At 70.2% G+C, this 15,476-nt stretch carries 14 protein-coding genes; 4 read left to right on the top strand and 10 right to left on the bottom strand.

What is annotated here, in order from left to right:
* Positions 1-569: nuclear transport factor 2 family protein (locus V8688_RS27270; protein WP_342801990.1), on the bottom strand; the 569-nt coding region annotated here is incomplete at its 3' end.
* Between the two features lie 104 nt (positions 570-673).
* On the opposite strand from V8688_RS27270, the gene V8688_RS27265 reads away from it, so the two are divergent.
* On the top strand, positions 674-1,465 hold the full coding sequence (locus V8688_RS27265) for a methyltransferase (protein WP_218716824.1): 792 nt from the start codon (positions 674-676) through the stop codon (positions 1,463-1,465).
* A 265-nt stretch (positions 1,466-1,730) separates the two neighbouring features.
* Here the strand turns inward: V8688_RS27265 and ffh are convergent, their stop codons facing one another.
* The 6 genes from ffh to ftsY all read right to left on the bottom strand — a co-directional run bounded on the left by ffh (position 1,731) and on the right by ftsY (position 9,795).
* On the bottom strand, positions 1,731-3,293 hold the full coding sequence (gene ffh / locus V8688_RS27260; RefSeq protein WP_218716823.1) for a signal recognition particle protein: 1,563 nt from the start codon (positions 3,291-3,293) through the stop codon (positions 1,731-1,733).
* A gap of 55 nt (positions 3,294-3,348) precedes the next feature.
* A complete protein-coding gene (locus V8688_RS27255) occupies positions 3,349-3,663 on the bottom strand; it encodes a hypothetical protein (RefSeq protein WP_308248378.1) in 315 nt (104 codons plus the stop codon).
* A gap of 133 nt (positions 3,664-3,796) precedes the next feature.
* A complete protein-coding gene (locus V8688_RS27250; RefSeq protein ID WP_342801989.1) occupies positions 3,797-6,238 on the bottom strand; it encodes a [protein-PII] uridylyltransferase in 2,442 nt (813 codons plus the stop codon).
* 83 nt (positions 6,239-6,321) lie between these two features.
* On the bottom strand, positions 6,322-6,660 hold the full coding sequence (locus V8688_RS27245; RefSeq protein WP_110036141.1) for a P-II family nitrogen regulator: 339 nt from the start codon (positions 6,658-6,660) through the stop codon (positions 6,322-6,324).
* 5 nt (positions 6,661-6,665) lie between these two features.
* Positions 6,666-8,012 (bottom strand): ammonium transporter, encoded by a 1,347-nt coding sequence (locus V8688_RS27240; RefSeq protein WP_218716821.1) that lies wholly within the window; start codon positions 8,010-8,012, stop codon positions 6,666-6,668.
* A 292-nt stretch (positions 8,013-8,304) separates the two neighbouring features.
* Positions 8,305-9,795, bottom strand: coding sequence for a signal recognition particle-docking protein FtsY (ftsY, locus tag V8688_RS27235; protein ID WP_342801988.1), 1,491 nt, complete (start codon positions 9,793-9,795; stop codon positions 8,305-8,307).
* Positions 9,796-9,950: 155 nt separating this feature from the next.
* Here ftsY and V8688_RS27230 point away from each other — a divergent pair, with 155 nt between their 5' ends.
* The gene (locus V8688_RS27230; RefSeq protein ID WP_019048221.1) at positions 9,951-10,340 is read left to right on the top strand and encodes a DUF2237 domain-containing protein; all 390 of its coding nucleotides are present in this window, start codon (positions 9,951-9,953) and stop codon (positions 10,338-10,340) included.
* On the opposite strand, the gene V8688_RS27225 is transcribed toward V8688_RS27230, so the two are convergent.
* The gene (locus tag V8688_RS27225; RefSeq protein ID WP_316575578.1) at positions 10,324-11,088 is read right to left on the bottom strand and encodes a helix-turn-helix domain-containing protein; all 765 of its coding nucleotides are present in this window, start codon (positions 11,086-11,088) and stop codon (positions 10,324-10,326) included. The genes V8688_RS27230 and V8688_RS27225 overlap by 17 nt on opposite strands.
* Before the next feature lie 112 nt (positions 11,089-11,200).
* Between V8688_RS27225 and V8688_RS27220 the strand changes: the two genes are divergently transcribed.
* Together V8688_RS27220 and V8688_RS27215 are read left to right on the top strand one after the other, a co-directional pair.
* A complete protein-coding gene (locus tag V8688_RS27220; RefSeq protein WP_342801987.1) occupies positions 11,201-12,112 on the top strand; it encodes an NmrA family NAD(P)-binding protein in 912 nt (303 codons plus the stop codon).
* 404 nt (positions 12,113-12,516) lie between these two features.
* The gene (locus tag V8688_RS27215; protein WP_316575580.1) at positions 12,517-13,659 is read left to right on the top strand and encodes an MFS transporter; all 1,143 of its coding nucleotides are present in this window, start codon (positions 12,517-12,519) and stop codon (positions 13,657-13,659) included.
* A 57-nt stretch (positions 13,660-13,716) separates the two neighbouring features.
* Here the strand turns inward: V8688_RS27215 and V8688_RS27210 are convergent, their stop codons facing one another.
* Together V8688_RS27210 and V8688_RS27205 are read right to left on the bottom strand one after the other, a co-directional pair.
* Entirely contained in the window at positions 13,717-14,349 is a 633-nt protein-coding gene (locus tag V8688_RS27210) for an HAD family acid phosphatase (RefSeq protein WP_342801986.1), read from the bottom strand.
* Positions 14,350-14,420: 71 nt separating this feature from the next.
* Positions 14,421-15,476 (bottom strand): AAA family ATPase (locus V8688_RS27205; RefSeq protein ID WP_342801985.1); only part of this gene is annotated, 1,056 nt, incomplete at its 5' end.

Below are 15,476 nucleotides of genomic sequence, written 5' to 3'. Positions count from 1 at the left end.
GCCGGGTCGCCCGCGGCGGCGGCGCCGAACAGCCTGCCGACGACGCGCTTGCCCGTCGCGCCCACGCCGCGCAGGCCACGCAGCATGCCCATCGCGCCGCCGACGCCCAGCTCGGAGACCAGTTGCGGACCGAGCTTGGTCCCGGCCAGCACCCCGGCCGGGCCGGTGGCCAGCAGCCGCCGGATCATCACCGCCAGCTCCCAGTGCGCGGCCAGGCGCGCGATCCGCCAGCCGTCGGCCGACTCGATCAGGTCGTAGCGCAGGTGCATGGGCACGGTGACGGTGGCGCCGGTCGACATGGTGGTCTCGATGTGCAGGTCGCGCACCACCGTGCGCCCGGCGACCAGGTCGCGCTCGACCCGGAAGGCGATGGTGTTCGGCGCGATGAAGACGTTGTAGAACCGCGAGATCGCCTCGCGGCCGATGTGTTCGCGCGCGCCGTACGGATCGTGCACCGCGGCGTTGTCGACGAACAGGCCGACCCAGGCGTCCTTGTCGTGCGCGGCCACCGCGCGCGGTGAGGCCTGCACGGCCGCCAGCAGGTCTTCCGCGGTCCGATCCAACGGCATGTAGGTCCTCCATAGTCGCGCTGCCCCTGCCCGATCCATGATAGAACGTGTTCTAGTTTTGCGTCGGCGATCGTGCCCGCGCTCTGTTGGACAAAGGAATCTCGATGGACTGGTACACCGGGAACGCCACCTACGACACGGTGCTGGCCATCGCCTTCGCCTTCGCCGCGTTCGTGATCGTGGGCGGACTGTTCGCGCAGAGTCCCTACGGCCGTTTCGCCTCGACCTCGATCGGCTTCAATCTCAACCCCAAGCTCGGCTGGTGGCTGATGGAACTGCCCGCGACCGTGGTGTTCGCGGTGTTCTACCTCGGCGGGCCCGACCGTTTCGAGCCGGTGCCGCTGGTGCTGGCGGCGATCTGGCTGCTGCACTACGGCAATCGCGGCTGGTTCTTCCCGCTCTCCATCCGGCAGGTGCCGGGCAAGAAGAGCAGCTTCAACTTCTCGGTGGTCGCGGCCGGGGTGTTCGTCACCGCGTTGCACGGCTACCTCAACGGCGCGTTCTTCAGCCACGACTACAAGAACCAGTACGGCACCGCCTGGCTCACCGACCCGCGCTTCCTGATCGGGCTCGTGGTGTACCTGTGCGGCTTCGGCCTGCTGGTCCGGTCGGAGGCGATCGTGCGCAACCTGCGCGACAAGAACAACCCCGGCGCCGCCGAGTACCGCATCCCGCACGGCGGCGGCTTCCGTTTCGTCAGCAGCCCGGCCTACCTGGGCGAACTGATCGCCTGGGCCGGGTTCGCGCTACTCACCTGGTCGCTGGCCGGCGTGGCCATCTTCCTGATCACCGCGGGCAACCTGGTGCCGCGCGCCTTCGCGACGCACCGCTGGTACCGGGAGAAGTTCGTCGACTACCCCCCGACCCGCAAAGCCCTGATCCCCGGCGTGATCTGACAACTCCCCCCGCACAACCCGACCTCGAGGAGGGTTCGCCGCGCAGCGGCGGNCCCCCCGACCCGCAAAGCCCTGATCCCCGGCGTGATCTGACAACTCCCCCCGCACAACCCGACCTCGAGGAGGGTTCGCCGCGCAGCGGCGGTCGCGGCCGTCCCGCCGATCAGCGGCAGTTGCGCAAGCGACGAAGGAGCAAGCAACTGCCGCTGATCGGCGGGACAGAAGGGGCCGCGACTCGAGCGCACCAGCGCTCGAATAACACAGCTCAGTTCTTGGGGAACTTCAGCTGCGACAGGTCGATACCTTCCAGACCGGGCGGCAGCTGGTCCAGGCCGGGCGGCATCTGCGACAGGTCCATGCCCGGCGGCAGACCGGGCATCCCGGCGGGCATACCGGGGAAACCACCGCGCATCTTCGGCGGGGTCGGGCCGCGACCACCCTTCTTGCCCTTCTTGCCCTTCTTGTTGTTGCCGCGGCGCGCGCCGGGCAGGCCCATCTGACGGCCCATCATGGCCATCATCTTCTTGGCCTCGAAGAAGCGGTCGACGAGCTGGTTGACCTCGGAGACCTGCACGCCCGAGCCGTTGGCGATGCGCAGGCGGCGGGAGGCGTTGATGATCTTCGGGTTGTCGCGCTCGGCGGGGGTCATGCCGCGGATGATGGCCTGCACGCGGTCGAGCTGCTTGTCGTCGACCTGGGCGAGCACGTCCTTCATCTGACCGGCGCCCGGCAGCATGCCGAGCAGGTTGCCGATCGGGCCCATCTTGCGGATGGCCAGCATTTGATCGAGGAAGTCCTCGAGGGTGAGCTCGCCGCTGCCGATCTTGCGGGCGGTCTCCTCGGCCTGCTGGGCGTCGTAGACCTGCTCGGCCTGCTCGATCAGGGTGAGCACGTCACCCATGCCGAGAATGCGCGAGGCCATCCGGTCCGGGTGGAAGACGTCGAAGTCCTCGAGCTTCTCACCGGTGGAGGCGAACATGATCGGCGAACCGGTCACGTTGCGGACCGACAGCGCGGCACCACCGCGCGCGTCGCCGTCGAGCTTGGTGAGCACGACACCGGTGAAGCCGACACCGTCGCGGAACGCCTCGGCGGTGCTGACCGCGTCCTGACCGATCATCGCGTCGAGCACGAACAGGGTCTCGTCGGGCTGCACGGCGTCGCGGATGCCCGCGGCCTGGCGCATCAGCTCGGCGTCGATACCGAGACGGCCCGCGGTGTCGACGATGACCACGTCGTGCTGCTTGGCCTTGGCCTCCTCGACACCGGCGCGGGCGACGCCGACCGGGTCGGCCGCGGAGATGCCGAGCGGGTTCTCGCCGCCGCCCACGGAGGTGCCGGGATGCGGGGCGAACACGGGCACGCCCGCGCGCTCACCGACGACCTGCAGCTGGGTGACCGCGCCGGGACGCTGGAGGTCACAGGCGACCAGCAGCGGCTGATGACCCTGGCCCTTGAGCCATTTGGCGAGCTTGCCGGCGAGGGTGGTCTTACCGGCACCCTGCAAGCCGGCCAGCATGATGACCGTCGGCGGATTCTTGGCGAGATTGAGCCTGCGGGTCTCCCCGCCGAGGATGCCGACGAGCTCCTCGTTGACGATCTTGACGACCTGCTGCGCCGGGTTCAGCGCCGCGGAGACCTCGGCGCCCTTGGCGCGTTCCTTGACGTTGGCGATGAAGCCGCGCACCACGGGCAGCGCGACGTCGGCTTCCAGGAGGGCGAGGCGGATCTCGCGCGCCGTGGCGTCGATGTCGGCCGGTGACAGACGCCCCTTACCGCGCAGATCCTGCAGTGCACCGGTAAGCCGGTCGGACAGGGATTCGAACACCGATCGCGCTCCTGATCTGAAAGGGACGTCTATTGCCCTCCCAGGGTAATGGGTGTTATTCCCGGTGCCGCACGTGCGGTGGCGCGGTGCGCCGCAATTCGTGGTTTTCGATGTTCACCAGGTACACCGCCTCCCGCCCGGTGAGACCCAGTTCACGCGAGAGCGCCTCGATCCGCGCCCACTCGGCATCGGGACTGTCGACGTGCCGGGCGGTCGTGGAGGCGATGGTCATCGCCGCCAGGGCCTGGGCGCCGGTGAGTGTGCGCCCCGGTAGCCACGAAACCACCCACAGGTCACCGCCGACGCAGCGCGCGATATGCGTGGTCGCGTCACTGGTCATCATCGATGCGGAAACGACTTCGATAGCCACGGATCTGCTCCCCTCGAACGAGTGACAGCCAGACCTCTCGAATGCTATAGGTCTGATCTCGACTGATCGGGCAACGCCGACCGTTGACGGGCAACCTGATAGCAATCGGTGGTGAAACCGTGTCCTGACTGTCTCAGTCGGCGCTCGCCTCCGCGGGCGGCGGGGGCGCCGGGAGCGGCACCACGTCCAGGACCGCCTTCTCGATGCGGTCACGCAGCTGCGGGCTGTCGGCGTCACCCAGATCGAGACAGAAGGCGTCGACCACGGCCGACCCCATCGTGACGACCTTGGCCCAGCGGACATTCACCCCGGCCGTGGCGAAGGTGCCCGCCAACCTGCTGAGCAGGCCCACCCGGTCTTCGGCGCGCAGTTCGAGAATCACCAGTCCCGGCGTGCTGGTGGCCGACCAGATCATCCGTGGCTGAGCGCGGGCATAGCGGCCCGGTCCGGCGCCGACCGCCTCGGCCTCGCGCTTGGCGAGCACCTCGGGCAGGTTCAGCGCGCCGGTGGTGGCCCGGATCAGCTCCTGGCGCAGCAGGCCCGCGTCCGGTGGGTCACCGAACTTCGGCGTCACCACGAAGGTGTTGATCGCCGACTCCCCCGCGCTGCCGAGCGAGGCCGACAGCACCCGCAGCGAGTGCAGGGCCAGCACACCCGCGGCGTCGGAGAGCAGGCCGGGCTCGTCGGGCGCGATGACGTTCACCAGGTAGGTGTGCTTGCCCTCGCCCGGTGTGAGGGTGACGTGCACGCCGCCCGCCCGCGCCTTCTCCAGCAGCTCCGGGTCGATCGGTTCCGGCTGCGGCAGCGGCTCCCCCGCCATCACCAGCTTGCAGCGCCGCACCAGGTCACCGATGAGCGAGGCCTTCCAGTCACCCCAGACACCGGGGCCGGTGGCCATCGAGTCGGCCTCGGCGAGCGCGTGCAGCAGTTCGAGCAGACCGACGTCACCGCCGAGCGCGTCGGCGACGAACCGGACGGTCTCCGGATCGGCCAGGTCACGCCGGGTCGCGGTGTCGGGCAGCAGCAGATGGTGGCGCACGATCGCGCTGAGCGTGCGCACGTCCGAGGGCCACAGGCCGAGCCTGCGGCCGATGTGGGTGGCCAGTTCGGCGCCGACGACGCTGTGATCGCCCGCCCGGCCCTTGCCGATGTCGTGCAGCAGCGCGCCGAGCGCGAGCAGATCCGGCCGGGCCACCCTGGTGCTGAGCGCGCCCGCGTAGGCGACGGTCTCCATCAGGTGCCGGTCGACGGTCCAGGTGTGCAGGGCGTCGCGCGGCGGCAGGTCACGGACCGCGCCCCACTCGGGGAACAGCCTGCCCCACAGGCCGGTTCGATCCAGCGCCTCGACCGCGTCGATGCTGCCGCGGCCGGCGCCGAGCAGGACCAGCAGGTCGTTGAGCGCGTCCTTGGGCCACGGCTCGCGCAGTTCCGGCGCGTCCTCGGAGAGCCGGTTGAGCGTGGTCGCCGACATCGGCAGCCCGGTCTGCGCCGAGGCGGCGGCGACCCGCAGGATCAGGCCGGGATCGCGCTGTGGCCGCGCGTCCCTGGCCAGCACCACCTCGCCGGAATGCTCGACCACCCCCTCATCGAGTGGTCGGCGCACCGGCATCCGGCGCAGCCTGGCCAGGCCGCGGCGCGGCAGCGCGTTGGCCGCGGTGCGCAGGCCGACATCGGTCGAGTAGCTCACCGTGCGGGCCGAATCGCTCAGCGTGCGGGCCAGATCGAACCGATCACCGATGCGTAGCGCGGCGCCGATCTCGTCGGCATCCTGGGCGCGCAGCTGGTCGCGGGCGCGACCGGCGACGCGGTGCAGTTCGGTGCGCACGTCGAGCAGCCTGCGATGGGCCTGCTTCAGGCCGCCGCCGGGGACCTCGGGGCCCAGCCCCGGCATGGCGTCGGTCAGCTGGGCGATGGCGAGCGCGTCGAGCAGCTGGATATCGCGCAGGCCGCCCCGGCCGTTCTTGAGGTCGGGCTCGGCGCGGTGGGCGATCTCGCCGCTGCGCTGCCCCCGCCCGGTGGTCGGGGCGATCAGTTCGTCGAAGCGGGACCGGATGCCGGTCCGCCACTCCCGGCGCACTCCGCCGATGAGCAGATTGGACAGGTCCTCGTCACCGACGATGTGGCGGGCCTCGAGCAGGCCGAGCGCGGCGACCATGTCGTCGGCGGCCACCCGCAGCGCCTGCGGCACGGTGCGGACACTGTGATCGAGCTTGATGTGGGCGTCCCACAGCGGATACCAGAGCTGATCGGCGACCTCCGACACCACGGCCGGGTCGACGTCGTCGTGCAGCAGCACCAGATCCAGATCGGAGAACGGCAGCATCTCGCGACGGCCGAGGCCGCCGACCGCGACGACGGCCAGGCCGCTGTCGGCGGTGATGCCCAGTTCGTTGCCCTTGCTGGTGAGCCACAGTTCGAACAGGTCGACCAGGGCCGCGCGCAGCGATTCCGGATCGAGCCGGGGATTTCGGGGCCCCGCCCCGTCGAGCAGCTGTGCTCTGGCCTTGACCAGGTCGGCCGCCCCGTTGTTCTGAATACCGCCGTTCTGTTGTGCCACAGTCCCACCGCCATTCATGCGGGCGGCCCCGCCCCGACCGGGTCGTACCGGTGGGAGGGGGCCCGCCGCTCGATCGTTTACAACCGTGCGTCGCTACCGAATTACAGAGCGTCGCTTCCGCGTTCGCCGGTGCGGACCCGGATGATGGTGTCCACCGGGGTCACCCACACCTTGCCGTCACCGATCTTCCCGGTGCGCGAGGCCTCGACGATCACCTCGACGACCTTCTCGACCGACGCGTCGTCGACGACGACCTCGACACGAACCTTCGGAACGAAGTCCACCGAGTACTCCGCACCGCGGTAGACCTCGGTGTGGCCCTTCTGCCGGCCGTATCCCTGGACTTCGCTGACGGTCATGCCGAGCACGCCTGCCTGCTCCAGCCCGGTCTTCACGTCTTCGAGCGTGAACGGTTTGACGATTGCCGTAACCAGTTTCATGTTCGTCATGCCTCCTTGACGAGCGAGCGTGCCGTGCCACCCACAGCAGCGAAATCGTAAGCGGTTTCCGCGTGCTCGGACTCGTCCAGGCCCGCCGCCTCGGACTCCTCGCTCGCGCGCAGGCCGATGGTGAACTTGATCGCGTACGCGATCACGGCCGTCACGACCAGCGAGTAGGCCAGGACGGTGAAGGCACCGACAGCCTGCAGCTTCAACTGCTCGACTCCACCACCGTAGAACAGACCCTCGACAGCTGCGGGAGCTTCGGCCGTGGCGACCAGGCCGACCATCAGGGTGCCGACCAGACCACCGACCAGGTGGACGCCGACGACGTCGAGCGAGTCGTCGAAGCCGAAGCGGAACTTCAGGCCGACGGCCAGGGCGCACAGCGCGCCGGAGACGACACCGATGGCCAGCGCGCCGACGACGTTCACCGAGGAACAGGCCGGGGTGATCGCGACCAGACCGGCGACGATGCCCGAGGCCGCGCCGAGGGAGGTCGGGTGACCGTCACGGATCTTCTCCACCAGCAGCCAGGCGAGCATCGCGGCCGCGGTGGCGATGGTGGTGGTGAGGAAGGTGGCACCGGCGATACCGTTGGAGCCGACCGCCGAACCCGCGTTGAAGCCGTACCAGCCGAACCACAGCAGACCGGCGCCGAGCATGACGAACGGCAGGTTGTGCGGACGGAACGGGGACTTCGGCCAGCCCTTGCGCTTACCGAGGATCAGGCACAGGACCAGACCGGCCGCACCGGCGTTGATGTGCACCGCGGTACCACCGGCGAAGTCGATCGCCTTGAGGTTGGTCGCGATCCAGCCGCCGTTCTCGGCGGTGATGCCGTCGAAGGCGAAGACCCAGTGCGCGACGGGGAAGTAGACGATGGTGGCCCAAATTCCGGCAAAGACGAGCCACGAACCGAACTTCAGGCGGTCGGCGACCGCACCCGAGATGAGGGCGACCGTGATGATCGCGAACATGAGCTGGAAGGCGACGAAGACCGACAGCGGGATGGTGCCCGCGAGCGGGATCCCCGCCGGCGTCGCCGGGTCGGTGGTGGCCAGGTACTGGCCGCCGAACACGCCCTTCAGGCCGAAGTACTGGAGCGGGTCACCGAAGAAGTTGCCCTTGTCTTCGCCGAATGCCACTGAGAAGCCGTAGAGACACCACAGGATGGTCACCAGACCCATCGCGGAGATGCTCATCATGATCATGTTCAGCACGTTCTTGCCACGGACCATACCGCCGTAGAAAAACGCCAAGCCCGGCGTCATCAGCAGCACGAGTGCTGACGCGGTCAGCAACCATGCAGTGTCACCGGCATCGGGTGCGCCGATTACGGGAAATGCCACCTTGTGTTCCTCCTCATCTCGGGCCCTGCCGATGACGGCAAAAGGACCTGTACAGAAGGGTCGCCACTCGGTGTTTCATCCGTTGAGCTGTGGTGTTTCACCTGAGTGAACGGATAGCGCGGTTGTGTTGCTTCCACGTTTCGTGCGGTTGGCCACCACTTGTCGCCTCACGGTGAGACCGGTACGAGTGTGCGGTTCGCCCGGCGTTCGCGCGGGGAGGCGGGCACGGCGTTTCCCCTGGAAAACAGCGATGCCCGCCCGATCGCTGGATCGGGCGGGCATCGCCGGCTGACTACGCGGCGCCGCCGAGCAGGGCGTCGACGAAGGCACCGGGCTCGAACGGCGCCAGATCGTCGGCGCCCTCGCCCAGACCGACGAGCTTCACCGGCACGCCCAGCTCGTGCTGCACCTGGAACACGATGCCGCCCTTGGCGGTGCCGTCCAGCTTGGTCAGCACGACGCCGGTGATGTCGACGACATCGGCGAAGACCCGCGCCTGCATCAGGCCGTTCTGGCCGACGGTCGAGTCGAGCACCAGCAGGACCTCGTCGACCTCGGCCTTCTTCTCCACGACGCGCTTGACCTTGCCCAGCTCGTCCATCAGGCCGGTCTTGGTGTGCAAGCGACCCGCGGTATCGATCAGGACCGCGTCGACCCCGCGATCGATGCCGGCGGTGACCGCGTCGAAGGCGACGGCGGCCGGGTCGGCGGCTTCCTTGCCACGCACGGTCTCGGCGCCGACCCGCTCGCCCCAGGTCTGTAGCTGATCGGCGGCGGCGGCGCGGAAGGTGTCGGCGGCGCCGAGCAGCACCCGGCGGCCGTCGGCGACGAGCACCCGGGCCAGTTTGCCGGTGGTGGTGGTCTTGCCGGTGCCGTTGACGCCGACGACCAGCAGGATCGCCGGATGGTCGGCGTGCGGCAACGCGTGGATGGACCGGTCCAGCTCGGGGCGCAGCGCCTCGATCAGCACGTCACGCAGGGCGGCGCGGGCCTGCTCCGGTGTGCGCACGCTGCGCGCGGCCATCTCCTCGCGCAGGCGCTCGACGATCTTCGCGGTGCTCGCGGTGCCGATATCGGCCAGCACCAGGGTGTCCTCGACCTCCTCCCACGAGTCCTCGTCGAGGTCACCACCGCCGAGCAGACCGAGCAGGCTCTTGCCGACCGCGTTCTGCGAACGGGACAGCCTGCCGCGCAGGCGCTCGAGCCGGCCGGAGGTGGGGTCGATCTCCTCGATCGCGGCGGCGACCGCGTCGACCTCGGCGGGCGCGGTCGGGGCGGGGGCCTCGGCGACAGGTTCGGCGGGCACGGTCTCGGCCGGGGTGGGTTCGGTCTCGGCCGGTGCCGTCTCGACGGGGAGGGTGTCGGTGGGCGCGGTCTCGGTGGGCGCGGTCTCGGTCGCGGTGGTGTCCAGGGAGCTCAGGTCGTCCGGGACGACCACGGTCTCGGCGGCCTGGACATCGGCCTCGGGCAGCGGGACGTCGGTGATGCCGCGGCGGGGGGCGTCGCGCGGGACGGCGGCGTCGTCGCCGACGTGCGGCTGCCCCTCGTCGTCGGTGCGCTCCCCCACCGGTTCGGGTCGTGGCAGCGTGGGCGCCGACCCACCCTGACTGAAACTGAATCCGCCGGACGCGGTGTACCCACCGGACCGGTCCGTCAACTCCTTGTCCGGCTCGGGCGGTGCCAGGGAGATCTGGCGCCGCTTGTACAGGACGAAACCCGCGACGAGCGCCACCAACAGCACGGCGGCGATCGCGGCGATCAGGATCCACGCTTGCGAACTCACCCGGCAGAGTCTATTCGGGAGGCGGATCGCGGCACGTCGGCGGCGTCGGCGCGGCGGGTCGGTGACGAGGGACGGAGCGCATCGGCACGCCGGGGAAACACTACAGATTCGTTGTCCTGCGGAACTTCTGGCGCTCGCCCCATAGGATCGGCGACGTGACCGATCGAAACGTGCTTGGGGGGCCGCTGGAAGAGTGCGGCACCGATCCTCTCACGGGCTTCTACCGGGACGGCTGCTGCAGCACCGGTCCGGAGGATCTCGGCAGCCACACCGTGTGCACGGTCGTGACGGCGGAATTCCTGGAGCATCAGGCATCCATCGGCAACGACCTCAGCACTCCGCGTCCGGAGAACAACTTCCCCGGCCTGCAGCCGGGCGACCGCTGGTGTGTGGTGGCGGTGCGCTGGTTGCACGCGCACGAGGACGGCGTCGCCGCACCGGTGGTGCTGGCCGCGACGCACGAGAACGCCCTGGAGGTCATCTCCATGGACATCCTCCGCAAATACGCCGTGGACGTGCCGGACGACGTCAGCGATCTGCTGTAGGCACGGGGTGGCGCCTGCGGTGCGCTTTCTGCCGGCAGGCTGCCGAGCAGTAGCGGGCGGGCCTGCCGGTGGCCGATCGGCGCACCGGTGCGGCGCACACGGGACAGCGCGGAGTTTCGTCACCCGGACGCGTTTCGTCACGGCCTGACGGCGCCGGTTCCGTGACGCCCGCCGGGCGGGCGCGCAGGGCGTCGAGGACGAGCACGACAGCGGGCGCGAGCGGCTCGCCCGCGCGCCGATGCCGTTGGATCGCCACGCAGCCGGTGAAGATGTCGAGCACGTCGGCGACGCCGACATCGGCGCGAACGGTGCCCTGCCGCTGGGCGGCGGCGAGCAGGGCGCCCAGCGCCCGATGGAAGCGGTTACCCGCGCCGCGAAGCAGGGCTCGTGGCCAGCCGTCGTCGGATTGCACCAGGTCACAGAGGTCCTTGTTGCCCGGCGTCGTCACAATGACATGGGTGCACAGCGCGAAGAAGGCCGCGCCGGGGTCGGGATCGGCCAGGTGCTCGGCGGCCAGCGCGGCGAGCCGGTCGACCCGCTGCTGCATCACCGCCTCGAGGAGATCGGTCTTGGTCGGGAAGTGCCGGTGAACGGTGCCCGCGCCGACGCCGGCCCGGCGGGCGACCTCCGCCAGCGAGACGGTGGTGCCGCGTTCGGCGAGCGCACGCTGCGCGGCGGCCAGCACGAGGGCCCGGTTACGCCGGGCGTCGGCCCGGATGGCCGGTTCCGCGCCGTTGTCGACGGACATTTCGTTACGCCTTCCCTGCACCACACCTGGTCAACCGGGTCGACCGGCCCGTACCGTCCGGAATACGGGTCGACCGACCCGATTATAGGGAACGAAACGGAGCTCATCCGCAATGACTTCAGCACTGCCCGTTCTGATCACCGGCGCGACCGGCAAGCAGGGCGGCGCCACCGCCGGGAAACTGCTGGCCGACGGACACCCGGTCCGCGCCCTCGTCCGCGATCCCGCCGCGCCGGCGGCCCGCGCCCTGGCCGAGGCCGGCGCCGAGCTGGCGATCGGCGATTTCGACGATCCCACCTCGCTGCGGGCAGCCGCCACCGGGGTCCGGGCCGTATTCCTCGTTCCCCCAGTCGATTACGGCCCGAGCGGCTGGAACGCGGGCGATGAGGGCCGCCGTGGTGTCGCCATGGTCGATGCCGCGCGCGCCGCGGGCACCGACCAGATCGTGTTCACCGGCGTGGCCGCGCTCGGCTCGGCCGACTCGTGGGGCCAGGAGGGCAAACGCCGGATCGAGGACGCGGTCGCCGCGTCCGGCCTGCGCTACACCGTGCTGCGCCCGGTGCGGTTCATGGAGAACTACCTCCTGCGGGGATCGCCGGTCGACGGCATCAGGGCGGGCGGGGAACACCGCCACCTGTTCCCCGCCGATCAGCCGCTCCAGATGGTCGCCCTGGCCGACATCGCCGCCTTCGCCGCGCTGGCCTTCGCCGCTCCGGCCGACTGGCACGGCCGGACCCTGGAGCTGGCGAGCGAGGCGATCACCCCGGTCGCGGCCGCCGCGGCCATCGCCGAGGCCACCGGCCGGGCGATCCACTACCGCGAGATCGACGAATCCGAGGCCGAGGCGATCGGCCCCCAACTGGGCAACACCTGGCGATTGATCCGCGAAACCGGCGGCTGGCACGCCGACCTCCCCGCCCTGCGCGCGCTGTACCCGGGCCTCACAACCCTGCGGGAATGGCTGGCCACGGGCGGAGCGGCGAAAATATCGGCCGAGCTCGACGAGCCCGCCCCGACCGCCTGACCACCGCGTCGCCCGCCGCAGCCGTGCGACCAGGCAACAGCGCGCAGCCACGCGGCGTAGCCCCGGCAGCACAGCGCGGATTCCGGCCAGGGTGCCGGTCACCTGACCAGGCCCGCCGAGCCTTGTCACGCCGGGCGGTTGCAGGCCGATACCGCGCGGCTCCCGGTGGCTCGAGCGGGCTCTCTGCGCACGGTTCAGGCTCCGGCACGCTCGGGCGATGCGGCGCAGTGGAGGGTGGTCTGTCGGGTCTCGCCGCATCACCACACCTGGTCGGCGGGTCGTGACGGTGACGTCGTTATCCCGCCAGCGACCGGTTCGGCGGCTTCCTACCGTCGGTCGTTGTGCATGCTGAACCTGTCGCCACGAGGCCGAGAACTCCGCTGCGTGGCTCTGTCGTGTTGTTCATGTCATCGGCTGCCGCGCTGGGGACCTCGGCGCTGTATCCGCTGCAACCCGCGATCGCGGATGTCGCGGACTCGGTGGGCGCGGGAATCGCGGTCGTGGGGACCGCGCTGGCGTGCGGGCCGGTCGGGTATCTGGTCGGGCTCGGGCTGCTGGTCCCGCTGGTCGACCGGTTCTCGCCCGCGCGGCTGCTCGCGGTCCAGTTCGCGGTGCTCGCCGCGGCATTGGCGATGAGCGCGACGGTCGGCCGACCGTGGCAGCTGGGCGTGGTGATCGGCGTGGTCGGGGCGTGTTCGGCGGTGGGCGCCGCGCTCAGTTCGGTGGCGGGACGGCTCGCGTCACCGGATCGGCGCGCGACGATCCTCGGCATCGTGACCGCGGGGATCTCGGCAGGCATCCTGGCCGGGCGCATCGTCGGCGGGTGGCTCGCCGACGAGATCGGCTGGCGTGCGATGCAACTGACGTTCGCGGCCGCCTGCGGGTGCGTCGCGCTCGGCTGCCTGGCCGTGCTGCCGACCGAGCGGGGCACCAGCGATCGCGGCTACCTCCGGACGCTGCGTTCCCTCCCCCGCCTGATGGCACGCGACGACACACTGCGGACCGCGTCGATCCGCGGCGCGCTGTGGTTCTTCGCGTTCTGCGCGGTGTGGAGCGGACTCGCGGTCGCGCTGTCCGAGCCGCCGTTCTCGTATTCGGCGGAACAGATCGGCCTGTACGCCCTGGCAGGGCTGTCGGGCATCGCGGCGACGCGGATCGCGGGCGGATGGACCGACCGCGTCGGCCCCCGGCGGGTTCTGCTGATCGGTCTCGCCCTGGCCGGTGTCGCCGCGATCGTCCTGGGCACCAGCCTGACCGGCACCGTGGTGACGCTGGTCTGCCTCGCGCTGTTCGACGCCGGCCTCTTCGCCGCCCAGGTCGCGAATCAGAGCACCGTGCTCGCCATCGACCCGGCCTCGCCCGCGCGCTTCAACAGCGCGTACATGATGGTGTATTTCGTGGGCGGCAGCCTCGGCACCGCCTTCGGCGCGGCCGCGGTCGAGTGGTTCGGCTGGACCGCGACCGCCACGATCGCGGCACTCGCCATCGGGGTCGCGGCGATCCTCGTCGCGATCGCCCCCCGCGACTCGACTCCGGTCGCACCGTGAGAAGCTCCGCCACGGCGCCGAGCGAATGCCGGCCTCCCCGGCGCCGTCGCGCGCGGATCAGTTCAGCGCGCCGTTGTAATCCGGGAACTTGAAGGTGCGCTCGGCGTGCCCACCGGACAGGTCCGACGGGCTGTTGCCGATATTGGCGACGATCGTGTAGCCCCTGCTCTCGATATCGGCCCTGCTCGCGGTCTTGTACTCGGCCAGTCCGGCATTGCCCGCCGACAGCGTGGTCGGCGCGCTGCCGTACAGCCCGTCGACCGGGTAGCCCACCGAGCTCAGGTTCGCCTGCGAATAGGCGTTGACCAGCGCGGGCCTACCGGTGACGAAGATGATCGCGGCGCCGTTCTGCTTCGCCCAGGTGGCCAGGCCGAGCACCGGCTGGATCGCCGGGATGATCAGCCCCGTGTTGTAGGAGGTCTCGAGCGTCGTGTTGTCGATGTCGAAGACGATCGCGGGTTTGGTCGCGCCGGGCAGCCGGCCGGCGAGATAGGTCTTCGCCTCGGCCACGACGGGCGTGATCTCGCCGATCCACTGCGCGTACGGCGGCAGCTCGGACTTGTTGCCCGACAACGACGACGAGCCGCCGCCGGACAGCGACGACGAACCGGTGTCGGCGCCGGCCACGGGCAGTGGGGCGAGGAGCGCGGCCGCGATACCGGCGACCAGCGATGCTGTAACACGTTTCATCCGTCGCACGCTAACAGCGGCCACCATCGGTGAAATGTGTTGCCATTTCACCATCCCGGACAGTGGGACAGCTACGCCGACGCGCCCACCGGATCGGTATCGGTCACCTCGGCGCGGTTCAACCGTTGCGAGATCACCTGGGTGATGCCGTCACCGCGCATGCTGACGCCGTAGAGCGCGTCGGCGATCTCCATGGTCGGCTTCTGATGGGTGATGACGATCAGCTGGCTCTTCTCCCGCAACTGCTCGAACAGGCCGATGAGCCTGCGCAGATTGGTGTCGTCGAGCGCCGCCTCGACCTCGTCCATCACATAGAACGGCGACGGCCTGGCCCGGAAGATGCTGACCAGCAACGCGACCGCCGTCAGCGACTTCTCGCCGCCGGAGAGCAGCGACAGGCGCTTGACCTTCTTGCCCGGCGGCCTGGCCTCCACCTCGATGCCGGTGGTGAGCATGTCGGAGGGGTCGGTGAGCACCAGCCTGCCCTCGCCGCCGGGGAACAGCTTGGCGAAGACGCCGACGAACTCCCGCTCCACGTCGGCGTAGGCCTCGGTGAACACCTGCAGGATGCGCGCGTCGACCTCGGCGACCACGTCGAGCAGGTCCTTGCGCGCGTTCTTGACGTCCTCGAGCTGAGTGGCGAGGAAGGTGTAGCGCTCCTCGAGCGCCGCGAACTCCTCCAGTGCCAGCGGGTTCACCTTGCCCAGGGTGCTGAGGTCCTTCTCGGCGCGTTTGGCGCGGCGCTCCTGGGTGGCCCGATCGTAGGGCATCGGCTGCGGCGCGCTGACCTGCTCGCCCCGCTCCTTGGCGGCCTCGTACTCCTGCAATTCCAGCGCCGAGGGCGGCAGCGCGACATCGGGTCCGTACTCGGCCACGAGATCGGCCAGCGCGATGCCGAACTGCTCGGAGATGGTCGTCTCGAGCTGTTCGATGCGCAGGGCCGCCTGGGCCTTGGCGACCTCGTCGCGGTGCACGGCGTCGGTGAGCTGGGCCAGCTGGGTGGTCAGCGCCCGCGACCGCTCCTTCACCTGTTCGAGCGCGGCGGCGCATTCGCCGCGACGCCGGACCAGCTCGTCGCGCCGGGCCGCGGCGGCGGCCACGACCTGCTCGAGCTCGCGCGCGATCTC

This window comes from Nocardia sp. No.11 (genome assembly GCF_038752175.1).
GTDB classification, from domain to species: Bacteria; Actinomycetota; Actinomycetes; order Mycobacteriales; family Mycobacteriaceae; genus Nocardia; species Nocardia canadensis.
The sequence above is the reverse complement of the archived record's forward strand: the minus strand, read 5'-3'. Positions and strand labels throughout refer to the sequence as shown.

Coding starts and splice junctions, on each gene's coding strand:
- V8688_RS27265 (WP_218716824.1), top strand. CDS start 674: ATGGACTGGTACACCGGGAACGCCACCTACGACACGGTGCTGGCCATC.
- V8688_RS27250 (WP_342801989.1), bottom strand. CDS start 6,238: ATGAATGGCGGTGGGACTGTGGCACAACAGAACGGCGGTATTCAGAAC.
- V8688_RS27245 (WP_110036141.1), bottom strand. CDS start 6,660: ATGAAACTGGTTACGGCAATCGTCAAACCGTTCACGCTCGAAGACGTG.
- V8688_RS27225 (WP_316575578.1), bottom strand. CDS start 11,088: ATGTCCGTCGACAACGGCGCGGAACCGGCCATCCGGGCCGACGCCCGG.
- V8688_RS27220 (WP_342801987.1), top strand. CDS start 11,201: ATGACTTCAGCACTGCCCGTTCTGATCACCGGCGCGACCGGCAAGCAG.
- V8688_RS27215 (WP_316575580.1), top strand. CDS start 12,517: ATGTCATCGGCTGCCGCGCTGGGGACCTCGGCGCTGTATCCGCTGCAA.
- V8688_RS27210 (WP_342801986.1), bottom strand. CDS start 14,349: ATGAAACGTGTTACAGCATCGCTGGTCGCCGGTATCGCGGCCGCGCTC.